The sequence below is a fragment of the Pseudomonas sp. UBA6315 genome, from assembly GCF_002438125.1.
Lineage (GTDB): Bacteria > Pseudomonadota > Gammaproteobacteria > Pseudomonadales > Pseudomonadaceae > Aquipseudomonas > Aquipseudomonas faucium.
Genome location: NZ_DJTF01000076.1, coordinates 71,022 through 90,952, shown reverse-complemented (window position 1 = coordinate 90,952; position 19,931 = coordinate 71,022). Strand labels below are relative to the sequence as shown.

Below are 19,931 nucleotides of genomic sequence, written 5' to 3'. Positions count from 1 at the left end.
TGAACAGCCGGTGGCGGCGGATTTCCAGCATGTGCTCGGCCTCGGCGATGTCGCGGGCGGTGTCGCCGCTGGCCAGGGTCCAGGCCACTTCCAGGCTGTCGCGCACGCGCCCGCCGAGCAGCTCGCTGACCGGCAGGCCCAGGCGCTTGCCCTGGGCGTCGAGCAGCGCGCTTTCGATGCCGGATTTGGCAAAGGTGTTGCCCTTGGCCAGCTTGTCGAGTTTGAGCATGGCGGCGTTGATATTGTCGGCCGGCAGGCCGATCAGCGCCGGGGCCAGGTGCGCGTCGATGTTGGCCTTGATGCCCTCGGGGCTCTCGTAGCCGTAGGCCAGGCCGCCGATGGTGGTGGCCTCGCCGAGGCCTTCGACGCCGTCGCTGCATGTGACGCGCAGGACCACCAGGGTCTGCTGCTGCATGGTGTGCATGGCCAGCTTGTGCGGGCGGATGGTCGGCAGGTCGACGATGATCGCGTCGATACGCTCGAGGGTCGGGCTTGTCATGCCATAGGCTCCAGTTCAGTCAGTAAGGGTCAGGCCGTCGCCGCCAGGGCCTGGCGTCGGCCGCTGGCCAGGTGCACGGCCATGGCCAGCGCGGCAATGGCGCCGGGGATGGCGAAGGCGATGAAGTTGAGTTGCAGCGGCAGGTTGATGCCCATCAGCGCCCCGCCGAGCAGCGGGCCGACGATGGCGCCATTGCGGCCGATGCCCGAGGCCCAGCCAAGGCCGGTGGAACGTACCGACAGGCCATAGAGCTGGGCGGCGCCGGCATACAGCAGGATCTGCGTGCCGATGGTGGTGGCGCCGGCGATGAAGATCAGCAGGTACAGCACCGGCATCGGGCTGTTGACGCCCAGCAGGCTGATCGACAACGCCGCCGCCAGGAAGAACGCGACCTTGACCTTTACCAGGTTGTAACGGTCACCCAGCCAGCCGCCGAGGATCGCCCCGGCCATGCCGCCGAAGTTCAGCGCAAGCAGGAACGACAGGCTCGAACCCAGGCTGTAGCCGGCGTTGGCCATCAGTTTCGGCAGCCACGAGCTGAGGGCGTAGACCATCAGCAGGCAGCAGAAGAACGCCAGCCACAGGGCCAGGGTGCGGGTGGCCAGGCCGTTGCGGAACAAGTCCACAACGGCGCTGAACTTGCCGGCCCTGTCGCGGGGCAAGCCCGCTCCCACAGTGAACTGCAGGGTGTCGCCGGGCTGAATGTCGCAGCTTGGGTCCAGGCGCTTGAGCAGCTTGCGCGCCTCGTCGCTGCGGCCCTGGCGCACCAGGAAGCCGATCGACTCGGGCAGGTAGTAAAGAATCACCGGCAACAGCAGCAGCGGGATGGCGGCGGCGAAGAACATCGACTCCCAGCCAAAGCGCGGCAGCATGAAGATGCCCACCCCGGCCGAGAGCATGCCGCCCAGCGAGTAGCCGCTGAACATGATCGCCACCAGTGTGCTGCGCAGGCGCTTGGGCGCGTATTCGTTCATCAGCGCCACGGCGTTGGGCATCAGGCCGCCGCAGCCCAGGCCTGCGATGAAGCGGTAGATGCCGAACTCGCTGGGGCTGCTGGCGAAGCCGTTGAGGATGGTGGCCCCGGAGAACAGGGCGAAACAGATGGCGATGCCTTTCTTGCGCCCGATGCGGTCGGCCAGGCTGCCGAAGGCCAGGGCGCCGAACATCATGCCGAACAGCGCATAGCTGCCCAGGGCACCGGCTTGCAGCGGGGTCAGGCCCCATTCTTTCATGATCACCGGCAGGACCACGCCGTAGATGAACAGGTCATAGCCGTCGAAGATCAGCAGCAGGCCGCACCAGGCCATGACCATCCAGTGGAAGGGGCTGAAGCGGGCATTGTCGATGATCGGGTGCACGTCGAGTGTTCGCATGGCATCGGTCTCTGTTGTTGTTTTTGTGGAGTAAAAGCGTGCCTGGGGGGCGTTCAGCCGAGGTCGCCGCCCCCTACCGGCAGGGTTACGCCGGTGATGTAGGAGGCGTCGTCGGAGGCCAGGAAGAGGATTGCGCCGACCTGTTCGTCGATGCTGCCGTAGCGGTGCATCAGGCTGCTGGCCAGGGTCTGGTCGACGATCTGCTGGTACCAGACCTTGTCCTGTTCGCTCTGCTCGGCGGCGTTGCGCGGCACCCGCCGCGGCGGCGCCTCGGTGCCGCCGGGGGCGGTGGCGTTGACGCGGATGCCGCGCCCGGCGGTTTCGAAGGCAAGGCAGGCGGTGAGCGCGTTGACGCCACCCTTGGCCGCGCCGTAGGGCACGCGGTTGACGCTGCGGGTGGCGATGGACGAGACGTTGACGATGGCGCCACTGCCGCGCTCGAGCATGTAGGGCAGCGCCGCGTGGCAGCACCACAGGGTGGGGAACAGCGAGCGACGCACTTCGGCTTCGATCTGCTCGACTTCGTAGTGCTCGAATGGCTTGGCCCAAATGGTGCCGCCGACGTTGTTGACCAGGATGTCGAGGCGGCCGAAGGTTTGCACCGCGGTGGCCATGACCTGGGCGCAGTCGCTGTGTTGTTCGAGGTCGGCGGTGAGGGTCAGCATGCCCTCCCCGGCCAGTTCGTGGACCAGTTCGGAACGGTCCACGGCGACCACTTGCGCGCCTTCGGCCTTGAGCCGCCAGCACACGCCACGGCCGATGCCCTGGGCGGCGCCGGTGACCAGGGCGACCTTGCCTTGGAATCTGTTGTTCATCTGTCGCTTCCTTAGCCTGATTGCAGGCTTGAACCTTGGGTTGCCTGTACTGGCCTCATCGCCGGCAAGCCGGCTCCCACAGGTTGTTCAGGCTTGGCAATTGAATGTGGGAGCCGGCTTGCCGGCGATCGAGGGCGCAGCCCTCGCCTGCTCAAGCCGCCGCGGCGAACTTTTCGTAGTAGAAGTTGGCCGGCGTAATCCCCTGCTCGCGGATGTACTGGCTGACCGCCTCGACCATCGGCGGTGGCCCGCACAGGTACACGTCGACATCGCCGCCATTGAGGTGGCGCGGCTCGATGTGCTGGGTCACGTAACCCTTGCGCGGGTACTCGCTTTCAGGGTTGGCCACGCAGGCGCTGTAGGTGAAGTTGGGAATGCGCGCGGCCAGAGCCTGCAGGCGGTCCAGTTCGACCAGGTCGAAGTCGTTGGTGACCCCGTAGATCAGGTGCAGCGGGTGCTCGCTGCCGTGCTCGGCGATCTTCTCGAGCATCGCCGTGAACGGCGCCAGGCCCGTGCCGCCGGCCAGCAGCAACAGCGGGCGCTGGATCGGGCGCAGGTAGAAGCTGCCCAGGGGCCCGGCCAGGCTCATGCTGTCGCCGGCCTTGGCCAGGCTGGTGAGAAAGCGGCTCATCAGCCCGCCAGGCACGTTGCGGATGAGGAAGCTGACCTCGCCGTCCTTCTGCAGCGAACTGAAGGAATAGGCCCGGCTCTGCTCGCTGCCCGGCACCTTGAGGTTGACGTACTGCCCCGGCAGGAACGCCAGCCGGCTCAGGGCTTCGCCCTTGATCGACAGGGCAATGGTGCTGGCCGACAGTTGGCGCACGTCGCTGATGGCCGCCTCGAAACTGGCCTGTTCGGTCTTGCACAGCTGCGAGGACGCCGGAATGCGCAGCACGCAGTCGCTTTCGGCGCGCATCTGGCAGGTCAGCACATAGCCGCCGGCGATTTCCTCCTCGCTCAGGGCGTCTTCGATGAAGTTGTCGCCCAGCGCATAGCGCCCGGATTCGGCCTTGCACTTGCAGGTGCCGCAGGCGCCGTCGCGGCAGTCCAGGGGGATGTTGATGCCTTGGCGGTAGGCGGCGTCGGCCACGGTTTCATGGCCGCTGGCCTCGATGAAGCGGGTGACCCCGTCTTCGAAATTAAGCGCGATCTGGAAGCTCATGTTGCACCTCGCGGGCGAAGCTGGCCGCGGCGCGCCCTTGGGGCACACCGAGCGGCTCGCGTTACCTGGGATTCAGATGTGGTAGATGTCGATGACCTGGCGCACGTAGTCGTTTTTCAGCACCACCTTCTTGGCCAGGATCAGCGGCTGCTCGCCGCGCAGGTCGAGGCTGTAGTAGCTGGTGCCGAAGTAGCTGTCGGTGGTCTTGTAGCGAAAGCTCAGGGTGTGCCAGTTGAAGCGCACCTGGCAGCGGCCCTCGCCCTGCTCGACGATTTCGATGTTGCTGATGTTGTGCGAGGTGCGGGTGTCCGGCACGGTGGCGCTGGAGCGCTCGGTCTTGATGCGGAACACGCGGTCCTCGAGGCCGCCGCGGTTGCCGTACCAGATCAGCGAGATCTCGCTTTGCGGGTCCTGGGTGAGGCGGTCGTCGTCGTCCCACGCCGGCATCCAGAACGTGGCGTCGCTGGCGTACAGCTCCAGCCACTGGTCCCACTGGGCGTCGTCCAGGTAGCGCGCTTCGCGGTAGAGGAAGTCGCGCACGGTGTCATGCAGGTTCATTGCACGGCCTCCACGGGGATCAGCCGCTGCTCGTCCTTGAGCGCCTGGATCATGGTGTCCTGCCAGTACTTGTGCTGCAGCACGAACAGGCCCTCGTCCTCGGTGCGCACGCCCGAGAGCAGCGGCTTGAGTTCGATCTCCTGCGCGGCTTCATCGGCGCCCTCGACCCAGTGCAGGGCACCGCGAGACATGTCGTTCCAGCCGGTACCGCCGCCATAGCCGGTCTGGCAGGAGCGGAACTCCTCCAGGTCGTCCGGGGTGGCCATGCCGCTGACATTGAAGAAGTCTTCGTACTGGCGGATGCGTTTGGCGCGGGCATCGGCGCTCTCGCCCCTGGGGGCGATGCAGTAGATGGTGATTTCGGTCTTGTTCACCGAAATCGGCCGGGCGATGCGGATCTGCGAGCTGAACTGGTCCATCAGGTAGACGTTGGGGTACAGGCACAGATTGCGCGAGTTCTCGATCATCCAGTCGGCGCGGGCCTGGCCGAAATCGGCGGCGAGCTGGTCGCGGCGCTCGTAGGCGGGGCGGTCCTCGGGGTTGGCCCAGCGGGTCCAGAGCAGCAGGTGGCCGTGGTCGAAGGAGTAGAAGCCGCCGCCCTGCTTGGCCCAGGCGCCGGCGCTCATGGTCTTGATCTCGTCGCCCGCCTCGCGCTGCTTGCGCTGGTTCTGGGTGGCGGCGTAGTTCCAGTGCACGGAGCTGACGTGGTAGCCGTCGGCACCGTTCTCGGCGGTGAGCTTCCAGTTGCCTTCGTAGATGTACGAACTGGCGCCGCGCAGCACTTCCAGGCCTTCAGGGGACTGGTCGACGATCATGTCGATGATCTTCGCCGACTCGCCCAGGTGCTCGACCAGGGGTTTGACGTCGGCGTTCAGGCTGCCGAACAGAAAGCCCCGGTACGACTCGAAACGGGCCACCTTGGTCAGGTCGTGGGAGCCGTCGCAGTTGAAGCTTTCGGGGTAGCCGGCGTTGCTTGGGTCCTTGACCTTGAGCAGCTTGCCGCTGTTGTTGAAGGTCCAGCCATGGAATGGGCAGGTGTAGCTGGCACGGTTGCCGCGCTTGTGCCGGCAGAGCATGGCGCCGCGGTGGCTGCAGGCATTGAGGAAGGCATTGAGCTCACCGTCCTTGTTGCGCGCGATGAAGATCGGCTGGCGCCCCATGGTCAGGGTGAGGAAGTCGTTGTTCTCGGGGATCTGGCTTTCGTGGGCCAGGTAGATCCAGTTGCCCTCGAAGATGTGCTTCATCTCCAGGTCGAACAGGCGTGGGTCGGTGAACATCTCGCGCTTGCAGCGGTAGATGCCCTGTTCACGGTCGTCCTCGAGCATGGCATTGAGGTAGTCGAATCCCAGGGGCATGGCCAGGGTCTCCATTGTTATTGTTCAGACCGGCTCAGGTTAGGGCGCAGGGCCTGGCGGCAATATCCAATGGCTGCACAGTGCTATCCGTTTTCTGCAGGCCAAGGCACAAATGATCGGCGCCATAGCAATTTTCCATTGAACGCGGCGCACTACCTGCAGTAAGCTCGGGCTCATTCACTGGAGAGCAACATGCCGAAACACACCCGCAACCACGCCAACCACACCGGCCGCAGCCTGCGCCCTGTGCTGGCCGTTGCTGGCTGCAAGGCTGCTGTCGGCTTCTATTTTGGGTATTGGTTTAGCCACTAGGCGCCGATACTCACACGGCGCCCACCTTCGAGGGGCCGCCGAACATGAGAATACTCAACCCCCGGTCGGCTCCCCGACCGGGGGTTTTGCTTTTCAGGCCTTTGAAAAATTACCGATTCATCTTGAGGACAGATTCATGAACTACGCCACTTATTACTACGCAAGCACCTACGCCTGGCGATTTAGCCAATCCCGTTCGGGCCAGCCTGCCGCCTCCGATCGGTCCATCTCCGGTGGCAATGCTGCAGACAATCAATCAACGACTAGTCGAACACCTCGATAGGGCCGACCACGCGGGCCAGAACCCGCCGTCCGCCCAGGGAACCTACGCCATGCACGCTTCGAACCTCGCTCTGCCCCTGACCCAACCGCAGGCTGCCAACACCACCGTCAGCCAGCGCCTGCCCAGCCCGCACCTGCTCAAGCAGCAGATGCCGCTCTCGGGCGAACTCGCCCAGCAAGTCCACAGCCAGCGCCAGGCCATCCGCGCCGTCCTCGAAGGCCGCGACCCGCGCCTGTTGGTGATCGTCGGCCCGTGCTCGATCCACGACCCCCGCTCGGCCCTGGAATACGCCGACCGCCTGGCAGCCTTGAGCCGCGAAGTCGGCGACAAGCTGCTGCTGGTGATGCGCGCCTACGTGGAAAAACCACGCACCACGGTGGGCTGGAAAGGCCTGGCCTACGACCCGCACCTCGATGGCAGCGACGACATGCATGCCGGCATCGCCCTGTCTCGCGGTTTGATGCTGAACATGCTCGAACGCGGCCTGCCGATTGCCACCGAGCTGCTGCAGCCGATGGCTGCCGGCTACTTCGATGACCTGCTGGGCTGGGCCGCGATTGGCGCGCGCACCACCGAATCGCAGATCCACCGGGAAATGGTCAGCGGCCTGCAGCTTCCGGTCGGTTTCAAGAACGGCACCGACGGCGGCGTGGCCATCGCCTGCGACGCCATGCGCAGCGCCGCCGCACCGCACCGCCACTTCGGCATGGATGCCCAGGGCTACCCGGCCATCATCGAAAGCCTGGGCAACCCGGACACTCACCTGGTGCTGCGCGGCGGCCACAAAGGCCCGAACTACGATGCCAACAGCCTTGCCCAGGCCCGCCAAGGGCTGGCCAAGGCCGGTTTGCAGGCGCGGATCATGGTCGACTGCAGCCACGCCAACAGCGGCAAGGACCCGGCGCGCCAACCGGCGGTGTTCGAGGACGTGCTGGCCCAGCGCCTGGCCGGCGACCGCTCGATTGTCGGGGTGATGCTCGAAGGCCACCTGTTCGATGGCTGCCAGGCACTGGGCAAGGGCCCGCTGAAGTACGGCGTGTCGATCACCGACGGTTGCCTGGGCTGGACGGCGACCGAGGCCATGCTGCGCGATGCAGCCGCCCGCCTGTAGGAAATACGCGGCAAGCCTAGCGAGACATTTCCCGAGCAAGTGCGCTAGGCTTGGCCTTTTCACCCAAGGAGTAGTACCCCATGGCACGCGCCACTGCCCGCCACATCCTCGTCAGCTCTGAAGACAAGTGCAACGAACTCAAGGCCCAGATCGAAGCCGGTGCCGACTTCGCCGAAATCGCCAAGGCCAACTCCACCTGCCCGTCCAGCCGCCAAGGCGGTGACCTGGGCTCGTTCGGCCCGGGCCAGATGGTCAAGGAGTTCGACACCGTGGTCTTCAGCGCGCCGATCAACACCGTGCAAGGCCCGGTGAAGACCCAGTTCGGCTACCACCTGCTGGAAGTGACCAGCCGTCAGGACTGATCGGCTGACAGCGCCGATGGCCCCATCGCCGGCAAGCCGGCTCCCACACAAAGCGCGCGGTGCTCAAGGCCTGCACCTGACCTGTGGGAGCCGGCTTGCCGGCGATAGGGCCGTCAGGCTGGCGTGCATCGCGCTGTTGTGCGCAAGCTTCGCCGCCAACGGCGCCCCCACCCACGCCCTCACCGTCTACGGTGAAGCGCCCCGCTACAGCGAAAACTTCCGCCACTTCGACTACGTCAACCCCGATGCCCCCAAGGGCGGCCTGCTGCGCCGCTCGGCCATCGAGATTGGCCAGTTCGACCATATTCTGCCGTTCATCGACAAAGGCACCGGCGTCAGCGAGGTGGATGGCTGGCTGTACGCGCCGCTGGCCGTGCGTTCGTTCGATGAGCCCTACACCGTCTACGGCCTGATCGCCCGGCGCATGGAACGCGGCCCGCAAGATGCCTGGCTGCGCTTCGAGGTCGACCCGCGGGCGACCTTCGCCGATGGCAAGCCGGTGCGCGCCGAAGACGTGCGCTTCACCTTCGATAAGCTGATGGCCCAGGGCAGCCTCAAGTACCGCACCCAGTTCGCCGATGTCGCCGGGGTGGCCGTGGAGGACAGCCGCCACGTGCGCTTCGACCTGCGCCAACCCCATGGCCGCACTTTGGCCCTGGACCTGGCAAGCCTGCCGGTGCTGCCCGAACACGACTGGGCCACGCGCGACTTCGCCAACGGCGCCGGCTTCAGCAAACCGGTGGGCAGTGGCCCCTACCGTATCGGGCGCATCGACAACGGCCGCAGCATCACCTTCGAGCGCGACCCGGCCTGGTGGGCCAGGGACCTGCCGGCCAGCCGCGGCCGCTTCAACTTCGAGCACATCCGCATCGAGTACTTCGGCGACACTGAAGTGGCCCGCCAGGTGCTCAAGGGCGGCGGCTACGACTACAACCGCGAGTTCTCCGCCACCGCCTACACCCTTGGCTACAACGGCGCGCAGCTCGACGACGGGCGCCTGCAGCGCGCCCACCTGGGCCCGGCCAAGCCGCAGACCGCCCAGGGCTTCGTGTTCAACCTCGACCAGCCACAGTTCAAGGACCGCCGGGTGCGCCAGGCGCTGGCCATGCTCTGGGACTTCGAGTGGAGCAACCGGCAGATGATGCGCAACCTGTACATCCGCCAGCAGAGCGTGTTCTCCAACACGCCGCTGGCGGCCCGCGCGCTGCCAGACGACGAAGAGCTGAAACTGCTCGAACCGCTGCGCGGCCAGGTGCCCGACGAAGTGTTCGACCAGGTGTTCAGCGCCCCGGTGACCGACGGCTCCGGCATCATCCGCGCGCAACAGCTGCAGGCCCTGGCCCTGCTGCAGGAGGCGGGCTGGCACCCGGACGGCGACCGCCTGGTCAATGCCCAGGGCCAGCCACTGGCGTTCACCTTCCTCAATGGCCAGGCCGGCGTCGAGCGCCTGCTGCTGCCGTGGAAGCGCAACCTGGCGCAAATCGGCATCAGCCTGAACATCCGCAACGTCGACTCGGCCCAGTACATCAACCGGGTAATGGCCCGCGATTACGACATGATCGTCACCGGCTACCCGGTGACCCTGTCGCCCGGTGCGGAAATGTACAACTACTTCGGCTCCGCCGCCGCCCATGACCCAGGCTCGAACAACCTGATGGTGCTGCAGGACCCGGCCGTGGACCGCCTGGTCGATGGCCTGGTGCGGGCCAGCACCCAGGCCGACATGTTGCGCCACGCCCATGCCCTGGACCGGGTGCTGCAATGGAACTACTACTGGGTGCCCAACTACTACCCGCCCGGCAGCTCGACCGTGTGGTGGAACCGCTTCGGCCTGCCCAAGGTGCAGGCCGCTTACGACGAAGGGCTCGACAGCTGGTGGGAAATCAGCCCTGAGGCGCTGACCAACGCGCAAATGGCCGAGCGCCAGAAGGCTAAGCCATGACCGCCTACATCCTGCGCCGCCTGCTGCTGATCATCCCCACTTTGCTGGCGATCCTGCTGGTCAATTTCGCCATCGTCCAGGCCGCACCCGGCGGCCCGGTGGAGCAGGCGGTGGCGCGCCTGCAGGGGCTCGGCGGCGCAGCCCCGGGCGCCCGCGCCGAGGTGGTGCACGGCGAATCCCGCGCCACCCGGGGCCTGGACCCGAAGCTGATCGACGAGATCAAGCGCCAGTACGGCTTCGACAAGACCGCCAGCGAGCGCCTGTGGCTGATGCTCGGCCAGTATGCGCGGCTGGATTTCGGCCAGAGTTTCTTTCGCGGCGCCAAGGTCACCGACCTGATCCTCGACAAGTTGCCGGTGACCCTGTCGCTGGGCTTCTGGGCCACGCTGATCACCTATCTGGTGTCGATCCCGCTGGGCATCCGCAAGGCCGTGCGCCACGGCAGCCGCTTCGATGCCTGGAGCAGCGCGCTGATCGTGGTCGGCTATGCCCTGCCCTCGTTCCTGTTCGCCCTGCTGCTGATCGTGCTGTTCGCCGGCGGCACCTCGCTGAACTGGTTCCCGGTGCGCGGGCTGGTGTCCGAAGACTTCGACCAGCTGAGCCTGCTGGGCAAGCTCGCCGACTATTTCTGGCACCTGGTGCTGCCTGTCGGGGCGCTGGTGATCGGCGGCTTCGCCACCCTCACCCTGCTGACCAAGAACGCCTTCCTCGACGAGATTTCCCGCCAGTACGTGGTCACCGCGCGGGCCAAGGGCCTGAGCGAGCGGCGGGTGCTGTATGGCCATGTGCTGCGCAATGCCATGCTGCTGGTGCTGGCCGGCTTGCCACAGGCGCTGATCACCGTGTTCTTCGCCGGCTCGCTGCTGATCGAGGTGATCTTCTCGCTCGATGGCCTGGGCCGCCTGAGCTACGAGGCGGCGGTGTCGCGCGACTACCCGGTGGTGTTCGGCACGCTGTTCATCTTCACCCTGGCAGGCCTGCTGTTCCGCCTGATCGGTGACCTGGCCTTCACCGTGCTCGACCCACGCATCGACTTCGACGCGAGGGCGCACTGATGTTGTCGCCGGTTTCCCGTCGCCGCCTGCAACGCTTTCGCCGCAACCGCCGCGGCTGGGTGTCGTTGTGGCTGTTCGCCGCGCTGTTGCTGCTGAGCCTGGGCGCGGAGCTGGTGGCCAACGACAAGCCCCTGCTGCTGGGCTTCAAGGGCGAGCTGTACGTGCCGGCGCTCAAGCGCTACAGCGAACAGCAGTTCGGTGGCCAGCTGCCGTTTCAGCCGGACTACCGCAGTGCCTACGTGCGCCAGCTGATCGAGGGCCAGGGCGGCTGGATGCTGTTCGCGCCAATCCCCTTCAGCGCCGACACGCCCAACTACGACCTGCAGGTACCCACGCCCAGCCCGCCCAGCGCGAGCAACTGGCTGGGCACCGACGACCAGGGCCGCGACGTGCTGGCGCGGGTGCTGTATGGCACCCGGGTGTCGCTGCTGTTCGCCTTTGCCCTGACCGTGGTCAGCGTGCTGGTCGGCCTGACCGCCGGCGCCTTGCAGGGCTACCACGGCGGCTGGGTCGACCTGCTCGGGCAGCGCCTGCTGGAGGTGTGGTCGGGGTTGCCGGTGCTGTACCTGCTGATCATCCTCAGCGGCTTCGTCGAGCCGGATTTCTGGTGGCTGCTGGGCATCATGGCGCTGTTCTCCTGGTTGACCCTGGTCGATGTGGTGCGCGCCGAGTTCCTCCGTGGGCGCAACCTGGAATACGTCAAGGCCGCCCGCGCCCTGGGCCTGCCCGACAGCCAGGTGATACTGCGCCACATCCTGCCCAATGCGATGAATGCCACCTTCACCTATGTGCCCTTCATGCTCACCGGGGCCATCACCACCCTGACCGCTCTGGACTTCCTCGGCTTCGGCATGCCGGCCGGCAGTGCGTCGCTGGGCGAGCTGGTGACCCAGGGCAAGCAGCACCTGGAGGCCCCGTGGCTGGGCTTTACCGCGTTCTTTGCGCTGGCGGTGATCCTGTCGCTGCTGGTGTTCATCGGCGACGCCCTGCGCGAGGCGTTCGACCCACGAAGCTAGTCCAAGGAGATGTTTGCATGACACTCAAAGGCAAGACTGCACTGGTTACCGGCTCCACCAGCGGCATCGGCCTGGGTATTGCCCAGGTCCTGGCGCGCGCCGGCGCGGACATTCTGCTCAATGGTTTCGGCGACCCTTCGGCGGCGTTGGCCGAGGTTGCCAAGCACGGGGTGAAGGTGGCGCATCATCCGGCCGACCTGTCCGACGTGGCGCAGATCGAGGCGCTGTTCGCCATGGCCGAGCGTGAGTTCGGCGGCATCGACATCCTCGTCAACAATGCCGGCATCCAGCATGTGGCGCCGGTCGAGCAGTTCCCGGTCGAGAGCTGGGACAAGATCATCGCCCTGAACCTGTCGGCCGTGTTCCATGGCACCCGCCTGGTTCTGCCGGGCATGCGTGCGCGCAACTGGGGGCGGATCATCAACATTGCCTCGGTGCACGGGCTGGTGGGCTCCACCGGCAAGGCCGCCTACGTGGCCGCCAAGCATGGGGTGGTCGGCCTGACCAAGGTGGTGGGCCTGGAAACCGCCACCAGCAACGTCACCTGCAACGCCATCTGCCCAGGTTGGGTGCTGACCCCGCTGGTGCAGAAACAGATCGACGAGCGCGCCGCCAAGGGCATAGACCCACATCAAGCAGAGGCGGATCTGCTGGCCGAGAAGCAGCCTTCATTGGCCTTCGTCACCCCCGAGCACCTGGGCGAGCTGGTACTATTCTTGTGCAGCGAGGCCGCAAGCCAGGTCCGCGGCGCCGCCTGGAACGTCGATGGCGGCTGGTTGGCCCAGTGACGGGCAGCCTGGGCCTGGCGGTGGTCTTGCACCTGTTCAACTGCAAGGAGGCCCTATGCGCCCAACCCACATGTCCGCGATGTTCGCCCTGGCCCTGGCGGCCGCTGCCCCGGTGATGGCGGCCAGCCTGAAAGATGTCGCGCCCTACCCCGAGGCGGAAAAAGGCTACACCCGGCAGGTGATTCACCTGCCGGCACAACCCGACGAGTCGGCCCACAAGCTGGAAATCCTGGCGGGCAAGACCCTGCAGGTCGACTGCAACCGCCAGCGCCTGGCCGGCAGCCTGGAAGAACGCACCCTCGAAGGCTGGGGCTACAGCTACTACCGCCTGGACAAGGTCGGTGGCCCGGCCACGACCTTGATGGCCTGCCCGGACGGCAAGAAGACCGAGGCCTTCGTGCCGGTGGTCGGTGAAGGCTTCATGCTGCGCTACAACAGCAAGCTGCCGGTGGTGGTCTACGTGCCGCAAGGCGTCGAGGTGCGCTACCGCGTGTGGTCGGCCTCCGAAGACGTGCAAAAGGCCAAGGTAGAGTAAGATCGGCCGCCATCGTGCCAACGCGCAGCCCGCGCGATCAGGCATAATGGCGGCCTTTTTTTTGCCCCGAAGCACAGGTGTCCCATGAAAGCTCAAGCCCGCCACATCCTGGTCAAGACCGCTGACGAAGCCGAAAAGCTCAAGCAGCGCATCGCCAACGGCGAGGCCTTCGACGTGCTGGCCAAGAAGTTCTCCACGTGCCCGTCGGGCAAGCGCGGGGGTGATCTGGGCGAGGTTCGGCCGGGGCAACTGGTGGGCGCCATCGACCAGGTGATCTTCAAGAAGCCCTTGCGCGTGGTGCACGGCCCGATCAAGTCCAAGTTCGGCTACCACCTGGTACAGACCTTCTACCGCGACTGATAGCCCATCGCCGCCTGGCATTTTTGTCAGTTGCGCTTACCCCGTCATACCCCTACAACTCAGGCAGGGCCGGAACCTGCCCGCGCACGGCACGCTTCCAGACAGTGGTCCATCCCCATGGCCATGGAGACCTGCCGATGCGTTATGCCCGCCTGCTTGCACCTGCCGCACTGCCCTTGCTCACCCTGCCGCTACTGGCGCATGCCGAAGACCTGCGGGTAGCGGCCGGCGACAACCTTGGCGCCGTGGCACAGACCCCGGCCATCGACGACTTCAACATGACCGGTGGCACGGTCCAGTCGCTCAACCAGGGGCTGGGCTACGACACCTTCAGCATGTCCGGCGGGCGCATCATCGGCGCCTTCGAGGACGGCGACCGGGCCATCTTCAGCGGCGGGCGCATTGGCCGGGTCGATCTGAAGCTTGCCGACAACTACTTCGAAATGTCCCAGGACACGGCCGAGCCCACCCTCATCGATGGCAACCTGGTCAGCGGCTTCGGCAACGACACGATCATCCTGCGGGGCGGCGCCATCGGCGGCAACATCAGCACCAGCGGCGGCGCGGACAGCATCACCCTCAGCGGTGGCAGCCTGGGCGGCAACGTGCTGGCCAGTGCCGGGAATGACCTTTTCAACTGGTCGGGCGGCACTATCGGCGGGCGCGTCGACATGGGCCTGGGGGATGACCAGGCGAACATCCGCAACCTCGATGGCAGTAGCGTTCCCCTCGACGGCGGCGATGGCAACGACACGCTGAGCTTTGCCAACAGCGCCATCGGCGGCGGCGCCCTCTATCCCAACTGGGAAACCGTCCACGTCGGCGACAACAGCCGCCTCAGCCTGGATGACCGCTTTGTGCTGGGCGATGCCAACAGCGGCAGCGGCACCTTGAACCTCGATGCCAGCAGCACCTTGGTGTCTCGCCAGGGCACGGTCACAGCGTTCGGCCAGGGCCAGCGTGCGGTGCTGGTCAACGCCGGCACCCTGGACCTGGGCAGCGCCAATGATGCCCAAGGCCGCCTCACGATCAACGGCGACTACCAGGGCAACGACGGTACCTTGCGGGTGAACAGCGTACTGGCCGGTGACGGTGCGCCATCCGACCGGCTGGTGGTCAGCCAGGGCAGCATCGGCGGCAGCACGCGCTTGCTGGTCAACAACGTGGGCGGTGCCGGGGCTGCCACGTCGCAGAACGGCATCCAGGTGGTCGAGGCGCGGGACGGCGCCACCAGCAGCAACAGCGCGTTCGTGCAAACCCAGACGCTGTCGGCCGGGGCCTACGACTATCGGCTGTTCAAGGGTGGCATCACCGCCGGCTCGGAAAACAGCTGGTACCTGCGCTCCACCCTGGTGGCGCCCCCGGCCCCGGCAGAGCAAGCGCCTGGCACCCCGCCCGAAACCCCCGAAACGCCGGCCGAGGAACCGGCGGCCACGCCGCCCGTGGCCGCCCCCGCGCCAGGTCAGCCCGAACTGCCAACGGCCGTGGCCGGCACCAGCGTGCCCCTGTACCGCCCGGAAGTAGCGGTTTACGCCGCCGCGCCACGCGGCGCCGCGATCATCGCCCGCCAGGCGCTGGGCACCTTCCACCAGCGCCAGGGCGATCAGCAGCTACTCGGTGGCCAGGGCGCCGTGCCGGCCAGTTGGGGCCAGGCCTATGGCGGCAACTTGCGTCAGCAATGGAGTGGCACGGTCAGCCCGAGCCTGGACGGCGACCTGTACGGTTTCAAGGTCGGCCAGGACCTGTACGCCAACGTCGACGATGACGGTTATCGCCAGCAGGTCGGCCTGTATGTCGGCCATGGCCGCCTGGACGGCGACGTCAAAGGCTTCGCCCTGGCCGAGCAACACCGCAGCGTCGGTGACCTGCGCCTCGACGGTGACAGCGTTGGCGGCTACTGGACCCTGGTCGGGCCGCAACGCGGGTACCTCGATGCGGTGCTGCAATACACCCGCCTGGATGGCCGCGCACGCTCCGACCGGGGCGACAAGCTGAACATCGACGGCCAAGCCTGGACCGCCTCGCTGGAGTCTGGCTACCCGATCAGCCTGAGCGAGCGCTGGAGCCTGGAGCCGCAGGCCCAGCTGATCGCGCAGAAGGTCTCGCTGGACAGCGCCAGCGACAGTGTTTCGCACATCAGCCAAGACGCCCAGGTCGAGCTGACCGGCCGCCTGGGGCTGCGCCTGGAAGGCACCTTCAGCAGCAGCGCTGCGCGATTGCTGCAGCCTTACGCCCAGCTCAACCTGTGGCACGGCGACGGTGGCCGCGACACGCTGACCTTCGATGGGGTGGACAAGATCAAGACCGACTACCGCTACACCTCGGCGCAGCTCGAAGCCGGCCTGGTCGCCCAGTTGAACCCGGCGCTGAGCCTGCACGGCGGCGTGCAGTACAGCAGCAACCTCGACAGCCGCCAGCAGGAGGCCAGCGGCGTCAACCTGGGCGTGCGCTGGCAGTTCTAGCGGCGCGCCGCCAGCAGCCCGAGGCCGGCGCAACCGAGCAACGAGGCGCTGACCCGGTTGAACAGCCGGCGCGGCCCGGGCTGGTTGAACCAGCGCTGCAGGTACGCGCCCAGCCCGGCATAGATGGCGATCGCCGCCCATTCCAGCAGCAGGAACAGCACACCCAGCCAGAGGAACTGCTCGCTGACCGGCGTGGCGCTGCCGACCGAAACGAACTGCGGCAAAAAGGCGGTGAAGATCAGGATCGCCTTCGGGTTGCCGGCCGCCACCCAGAACTCCTGGCGCGCCAGGCGCCAGGTGCCGCGCGGATGATCGCTGGCCACCACGGCCTCGCCCACCGGGGCCCGCCACAGTTGCCAGGCGATGTAGAACAGGTAGGCCGCGCCGACCACCTTGATTATCAGGAACAGGTACTCGCTGGTGTGCAGCACCACGGCCAGGCCCATCGCCGCCAGGGCGATCATGCCGCTGAAGGCGATGATGCGCCCGCCACCGGCCACACAGGCCGTGCGCAGGCCATAGCGGCTGGCGTTGTGCAGCGACAGCAGGTTGTTCGGCCCCGGCGCCATGTTCAAGGCGAAGCAGGCAGGGATGAATAGCAGCAGGCTCGACAGTTCCATTGGATAGTCCTTGTTGTCAGGCCGCTATTCAGACGCCTGGCGGCAAGCGGGTCAAGGTACAGCCAGCAGGCAAAACTGTACGGCCCGCGCTTTGCCGCACCGCACCTGGCGCTGTTAAGCTCCGGGCCCGACCGAGGAGTTTGCCGTGCCCGAAATGCATACCCTGCTCTGGCGTGACCCGACCCTGCCCTGGGTGGAAAGCCGCCGGGCCTGCCACAGCCGGGCCTGTTACAAGGCGCACAGCCACCCGACCTTCTCCATCGGCGCCGTGGATGCCGGCAGCAGCCAGTTCACCGGCGCCGGCGACGGCCAGGTACGCCTGACGCCCGGCACCCTGGTGCTGGTGCCGGCGCAACGGTTGCACGCCTGCAACCCCGAGCCTGGGCAGGCCTGGAGCTACCAGATGCTGCACATCGATGGCCCGTGGTTGAGCCAGTTGCGGCTGGAGTCGGGCCTCCGTGGCGCCGAAGCCGGCGAGCCGGCGCGCATCAGCCGCAGCCCTGCGCTGTACCGCGCGTTCTGCAGCTTGAATGCCCTGCTGTTCAGCACCGCGGGCAGCGCGGAAAAGGAAGCGGCACTGATCACCTTCATGGGTGACCACGACTTTTCCGAGCATCCGCCGCTGCCCTCGGCCCCGGCACCTGCGCTGGGCACGGCGGTGCTAGGAGAACTAATCGCGCACATCGAGGCGCTGGACCCTGCCCAGTTGAGCCTTGGGACACTGGCGCAGCAAGCTGGTCTTGGCCGCTACCAACTGATCCGGGCCTTTCGAGCTGCCACGGGTTTCACCCCTCATGCCTATCTGCTCAACGCCAGGGTCAACCGCGGCCGGCAATGGCTGCGCGATGGCCTGGCGCTGGCGGAAGTGGCGTATCGCCTGGGGTTTGCCGACCAGAGCCATTTCCAGCGAGTGTTCAAGGCGCACGTCGGGGTTACCCCAGGCCAGTATCGGCAGGGTTCGGCTGTGTAGGCAGCGCTGCAATAATCTTCAATACCTGGCGCGGGGTGGTCAGCACACTGCGGTTTTCCCAACCGGAGAGCCACTGCAGCCATGGAGCAGTTCCTGATCGTCGCCCTCGCCCACTTCCTTGCCCTGCTCTCGCCTGGGCCAGACTTCTTCCTGGTCGCCCGCACCTCGCTCAAGGCCGGTTGGCGCGCCGCCAGCGGCGTGTGCCTGGGCATCGCGCTTGCCAATGGGTTGTTCATCGCGGTGGCATTCGCCGGCCTGGCCATCCTGCGTGAAGGCAGCGCCGTGTTCATCGGTTTGCAACTGGCCGGTACGCTCTATCTGCTGTACATCGGCGTGCTGTTCTGGCGCCACGCCGGGCAGGCCGAGCTCACCGCCGTCGGCGCTGGGCGGGCCCATAGCAGCGGGTGGCGCGGCCTGGGCATGGGTTTTCTGTCGGGGTTTCTCAACCCCAAGAACGGGTTGTTCTATGCCAGCCTTGCCAGCATGGTCGCCAGCAGCAGCGTGGGCTGGAAGTGGCTGTATGGGGCCTGGATGTTCGGCATCGTGCTGGGCTGGGACTTGCTGGTGGCCATGGCCATCGGCAACCAGCGCCTGCTGCGGCGCTTCTCACGCGCCCTGCCCGGGTTGCAGCGTGCGTCGGGGCTGATGCTGGTGCTGTTGGGCGCGGCACTGCTCATTCATTTGCTGCGGGGCTGAGCAGCGTCAGGCTGGCCATGTCCATCAGGCTGAAATGGCCGCTGGCCCAGCCGCCGGTGTCCAGGTGCCAGACATTGCCCAGGCGCTTGGCCTGCAACACCGGCGTATGGCCAACCAGTAACGCTCGCAAACCTGCGACGGGCTCGGTACCGCCATCCTTGAGGCGTTGCCGGGACCATTGGCACACTTCGCGCACCTGGGCGTCGTCATCGAACAGCAGGCTGTCGCGCAATGCCGCCCAATCGTTGAAGGGGCTGTCGGCATGCAGCAGCCCGACCAGGCCGGCAGTGGTCTGCACCTCCAGGGCAATGGGCAATTGCAGGAACTGTTCGACGAACACCTCTTGCTCGTCCCTGGGCAGGTCGAGGAACCACCCGCCGCCGGCAGCGCGGTACATCTCCAGATCCAGGCGCCCACCATGAAAGTGGGTGATCGCCAGCGACTCATGGTTGCCCTGCACCGCGTGGAACCACGGCTTGGCCAGCCACGCCAACGCTTGCGCGCTGTGCGGGCCGCGGTCGACCAGGTCGCCGACGCTGAACAGGCGGTCTACCGCTGGGTCGAACCCCACTTGGTCCAGGCACGCCTGCAGGCGTTGGAAGTGCCCGTGGATATCGCCCACGGCCAGGTCGCGTCCATTGCTATTGGCGGCTACCCGCCGAAACCGGCTCATTGCAGTGTTCCTCGGCTACCGCGCCGGGGCAGGCGCACCTGCTCATGGCGCTGACAGTCAACAGCATGGCACATGGCCCTGACCCGCGCAGGTCGAGGGGCACTTGTCCCATGGCTGGTAACCCGTTGTGTCGCAGTAGTATGCTCTTCACCTTGATCTGAAGGTGCAAACGAATGCAAATGGAACGCTGTGCCCGGCTGGATGCCATGGCTGCATGAAGTATCTGTTCTTGACCCTGGGCAGCTTCGCTGCCACCTACTACCTGGTCGGGCTGTTGATCCAAGGCCAGTTGGCCGACATCGCCGAGGGCCTGCGCCACCGCCCCGATGCGCCGACACCTGACCAGTACCTGCGCGAAGCACGGCCACTCGCCCGGCGGGCGCAGCGGCACTACACGCTGATGGCGGGCTCGCTGCTGGCGTTGCTGACCTGCCTGGTTGCCTATTGGCTGGGCTAGAGGTCCAGGGCCAGGCTCTGGCGCCCTTCCAGCGCCAGCAGGTATTGCTTGGCCGGTAGGCCGCCGGCAAAGCCGGTCAGGCTGCCGGAAGCGCCAATCACCCGGTGGCAAGGGGCAATGATCGAAATCGGGTTGCGCCCGTTGGCCGCGCCCACTGCACGCACCGCGCTGGGGTTGCCGATCTGCCGGGCGATATCGCTGTAACTGCGGGTTTCGCCGAACGGTATGGTCAGCAGCGCGGCCCACACCTGGCGCTGGAACTCGGTGCCGGCAAAATCCAGCGCCAGGTCGAAGCGCCGGCGCGTGCCGGCGAAGTACTCGCCCAGCTGGCGTGCGGCCTCGCGCAGTATCGGCAGCTGGTCATCACGGTGCAGTTCACCCAGGCGCACGCGGTTTTCCCGTTCTTCCTCCCACAGCACGGCCGCCAGCCGCTCGCCGCGCGCGACCAGGGTCAAGGTGCCGACGGGGGATTGCAGGAACGTGAAGGCGCAGGACATGGGCAGGTTTCCACCGCAACGAAGGTTGCC

20 protein-coding genes and 1 pseudogene are annotated in these 19,931 nt (G+C 66.5%); 12 read left to right on the top strand and 9 right to left on the bottom strand.

The window, feature by feature from the left end; all coding sequences use genetic code 11:
- The 6 genes and pseudogenes from B3E94_RS09970 to benA form a co-directional block, all read right to left on the bottom strand.
- A pseudogene (locus tag B3E94_RS09970) lies at window positions 1–499 on the bottom strand (muconate cycloisomerase); the annotation flags it as partial.
- A gap of 29 nt (window positions 500–528) precedes the next feature.
- Window positions 529–1,872, bottom strand: coding sequence for an MFS transporter (locus B3E94_RS09965; protein WP_286913341.1), 1,344 nt, complete (start codon window positions 1,870–1,872; stop codon window positions 529–531).
- Between the two features lie 53 nt (window positions 1,873–1,925).
- A complete protein-coding gene (locus B3E94_RS09960) occupies window positions 1,926–2,687 on the bottom strand; it encodes a 1,6-dihydroxycyclohexa-2,4-diene-1-carboxylate dehydrogenase (protein ID WP_286913340.1) in 762 nt (253 codons plus the stop codon).
- Window positions 2,688–2,838: 151 nt separating this feature from the next.
- A complete protein-coding gene (benC, locus tag B3E94_RS09955) occupies window positions 2,839–3,849 on the bottom strand; it encodes a benzoate 1,2-dioxygenase electron transfer component BenC (protein WP_286913339.1) in 1,011 nt (336 codons plus the stop codon).
- Between the two features lie 72 nt (window positions 3,850–3,921).
- Complete coding sequence (gene benB / locus B3E94_RS09950) at window positions 3,922–4,407, bottom strand: benzoate 1,2-dioxygenase small subunit (protein WP_286913338.1); 486 nt, start codon at window positions 4,405–4,407, stop codon at window positions 3,922–3,924.
- Window positions 4,404–5,762 (bottom strand): benzoate 1,2-dioxygenase large subunit, encoded by a 1,359-nt coding sequence (gene benA / locus B3E94_RS09945; protein WP_286913337.1) that lies wholly within the window; start codon window positions 5,760–5,762, stop codon window positions 4,404–4,406. Before benA ends, benB begins: the two co-directional genes overlap by 4 nt.
- Before the next feature lie 644 nt (window positions 5,763–6,406).
- Between benA and B3E94_RS09940 the strand changes: the two genes are divergently transcribed.
- The 9 genes from B3E94_RS09940 (at window position 6,407) to B3E94_RS09900 (ending at window position 15,988) form a co-directional block, all read left to right on the top strand.
- Window positions 6,407–7,468, top strand: a complete 1,062-nt coding sequence (locus B3E94_RS09940) for a 3-deoxy-7-phosphoheptulonate synthase (RefSeq protein ID WP_286913335.1) — start codon at window positions 6,407–6,409, stop codon at window positions 7,466–7,468.
- A gap of 80 nt (window positions 7,469–7,548) precedes the next feature.
- Window positions 7,549–7,830 carry a peptidylprolyl isomerase gene (locus tag B3E94_RS09935; protein ID WP_039602126.1) on the top strand — a complete coding sequence of 94 codons (282 nt, stop codon included), beginning with the start codon at window positions 7,549–7,551 and terminating at the stop codon, window positions 7,828–7,830.
- A gap of 16 nt (window positions 7,831–7,846) precedes the next feature.
- On the top strand, window positions 7,847–9,772 hold the full coding sequence (locus B3E94_RS09930; protein ID WP_286913331.1) for an extracellular solute-binding protein: 1,926 nt from the start codon (window positions 7,847–7,849) through the stop codon (window positions 9,770–9,772).
- Complete coding sequence (locus B3E94_RS09925) at window positions 9,769–10,827, top strand: microcin C ABC transporter permease YejB (protein ID WP_176512078.1); 1,059 nt, start codon at window positions 9,769–9,771, stop codon at window positions 10,825–10,827. Before B3E94_RS09930 ends, B3E94_RS09925 begins: the two co-directional genes overlap by 4 nt.
- Entirely contained in the window at window positions 10,827–11,843 is a 1,017-nt protein-coding gene (locus tag B3E94_RS09920; protein ID WP_286913329.1) for an ABC transporter permease, read from the top strand. Before B3E94_RS09925 ends, B3E94_RS09920 begins: the two co-directional genes overlap by 1 nt.
- 17 nt (window positions 11,844–11,860) lie before the next feature.
- Window positions 11,861–12,631, top strand: coding sequence for a 3-hydroxybutyrate dehydrogenase (gene hbdH, locus B3E94_RS09915; protein ID WP_286913327.1), 771 nt, complete (start codon window positions 11,861–11,863; stop codon window positions 12,629–12,631).
- 55 nt (window positions 12,632–12,686) lie between these two features.
- Window positions 12,687–13,166 (top strand): serine protease inhibitor ecotin, encoded by a 480-nt coding sequence (eco, locus tag B3E94_RS09910; protein ID WP_176512075.1) that lies wholly within the window; start codon window positions 12,687–12,689, stop codon window positions 13,164–13,166.
- Window positions 13,167–13,250: 84 nt separating this feature from the next.
- The gene (locus B3E94_RS09905) at window positions 13,251–13,526 is read left to right on the top strand and encodes a peptidylprolyl isomerase (RefSeq protein ID WP_008095636.1); all 276 of its coding nucleotides are present in this window, start codon (window positions 13,251–13,253) and stop codon (window positions 13,524–13,526) included.
- A 137-nt stretch (window positions 13,527–13,663) separates the two neighbouring features.
- On the top strand, window positions 13,664–15,988 hold the full coding sequence (locus B3E94_RS09900; protein ID WP_286913325.1) for an autotransporter outer membrane beta-barrel domain-containing protein: 2,325 nt from the start codon (window positions 13,664–13,666) through the stop codon (window positions 15,986–15,988).
- Here B3E94_RS09900 and B3E94_RS09895 read toward each other — a convergent pair.
- The gene (locus B3E94_RS09895; RefSeq protein ID WP_286913323.1) at window positions 15,985–16,608 is read right to left on the bottom strand and encodes a LysE family translocator; all 624 of its coding nucleotides are present in this window, start codon (window positions 16,606–16,608) and stop codon (window positions 15,985–15,987) included. The genes B3E94_RS09900 and B3E94_RS09895 overlap by 4 nt on opposite strands.
- 154 nt (window positions 16,609–16,762) lie before the next feature.
- On the opposite strand from B3E94_RS09895, the gene B3E94_RS09890 reads away from it, so the two are divergent.
- Both B3E94_RS09890 and B3E94_RS09885 read left to right on the top strand, forming a co-directional pair.
- A complete protein-coding gene (locus B3E94_RS09890; protein WP_286913349.1) occupies window positions 16,763–17,578 on the top strand; it encodes an AraC family transcriptional regulator in 816 nt (271 codons plus the stop codon).
- Between the two features lie 81 nt (window positions 17,579–17,659).
- Window positions 17,660–18,274 (top strand): LysE family translocator, encoded by a 615-nt coding sequence (locus tag B3E94_RS09885; protein ID WP_286913322.1) that lies wholly within the window; start codon window positions 17,660–17,662, stop codon window positions 18,272–18,274.
- Here the strand turns inward: B3E94_RS09885 and B3E94_RS09880 are convergent.
- Window positions 18,252–18,947: a metallophosphoesterase gene (locus B3E94_RS09880; protein ID WP_286913321.1), complete on the bottom strand. Its 696-nt coding sequence runs from the start codon at window positions 18,945–18,947 to the stop codon at window positions 18,252–18,254. The genes B3E94_RS09885 and B3E94_RS09880 overlap by 23 nt on opposite strands.
- Window positions 18,948–19,161: 214 nt before the next feature.
- Here B3E94_RS09880 and B3E94_RS09875 point away from each other — a divergent pair, with 214 nt between their 5' ends.
- Window positions 19,162–19,404 carry a hypothetical protein gene (locus B3E94_RS09875; RefSeq protein ID WP_286913320.1) on the top strand — a complete coding sequence of 81 codons (243 nt, stop codon included), beginning with the start codon at window positions 19,162–19,164 and terminating at the stop codon, window positions 19,402–19,404.
- Here the strand turns inward: B3E94_RS09875 and B3E94_RS09870 are convergent.
- Complete coding sequence (locus B3E94_RS09870) at window positions 19,401–19,901, bottom strand: methylated-DNA--[protein]-cysteine S-methyltransferase (RefSeq protein WP_236193345.1); 501 nt, start codon at window positions 19,899–19,901, stop codon at window positions 19,401–19,403. The genes B3E94_RS09875 and B3E94_RS09870 overlap by 4 nt on opposite strands.
- Window positions 19,902–19,931 lie beyond the last annotated feature (30 nt).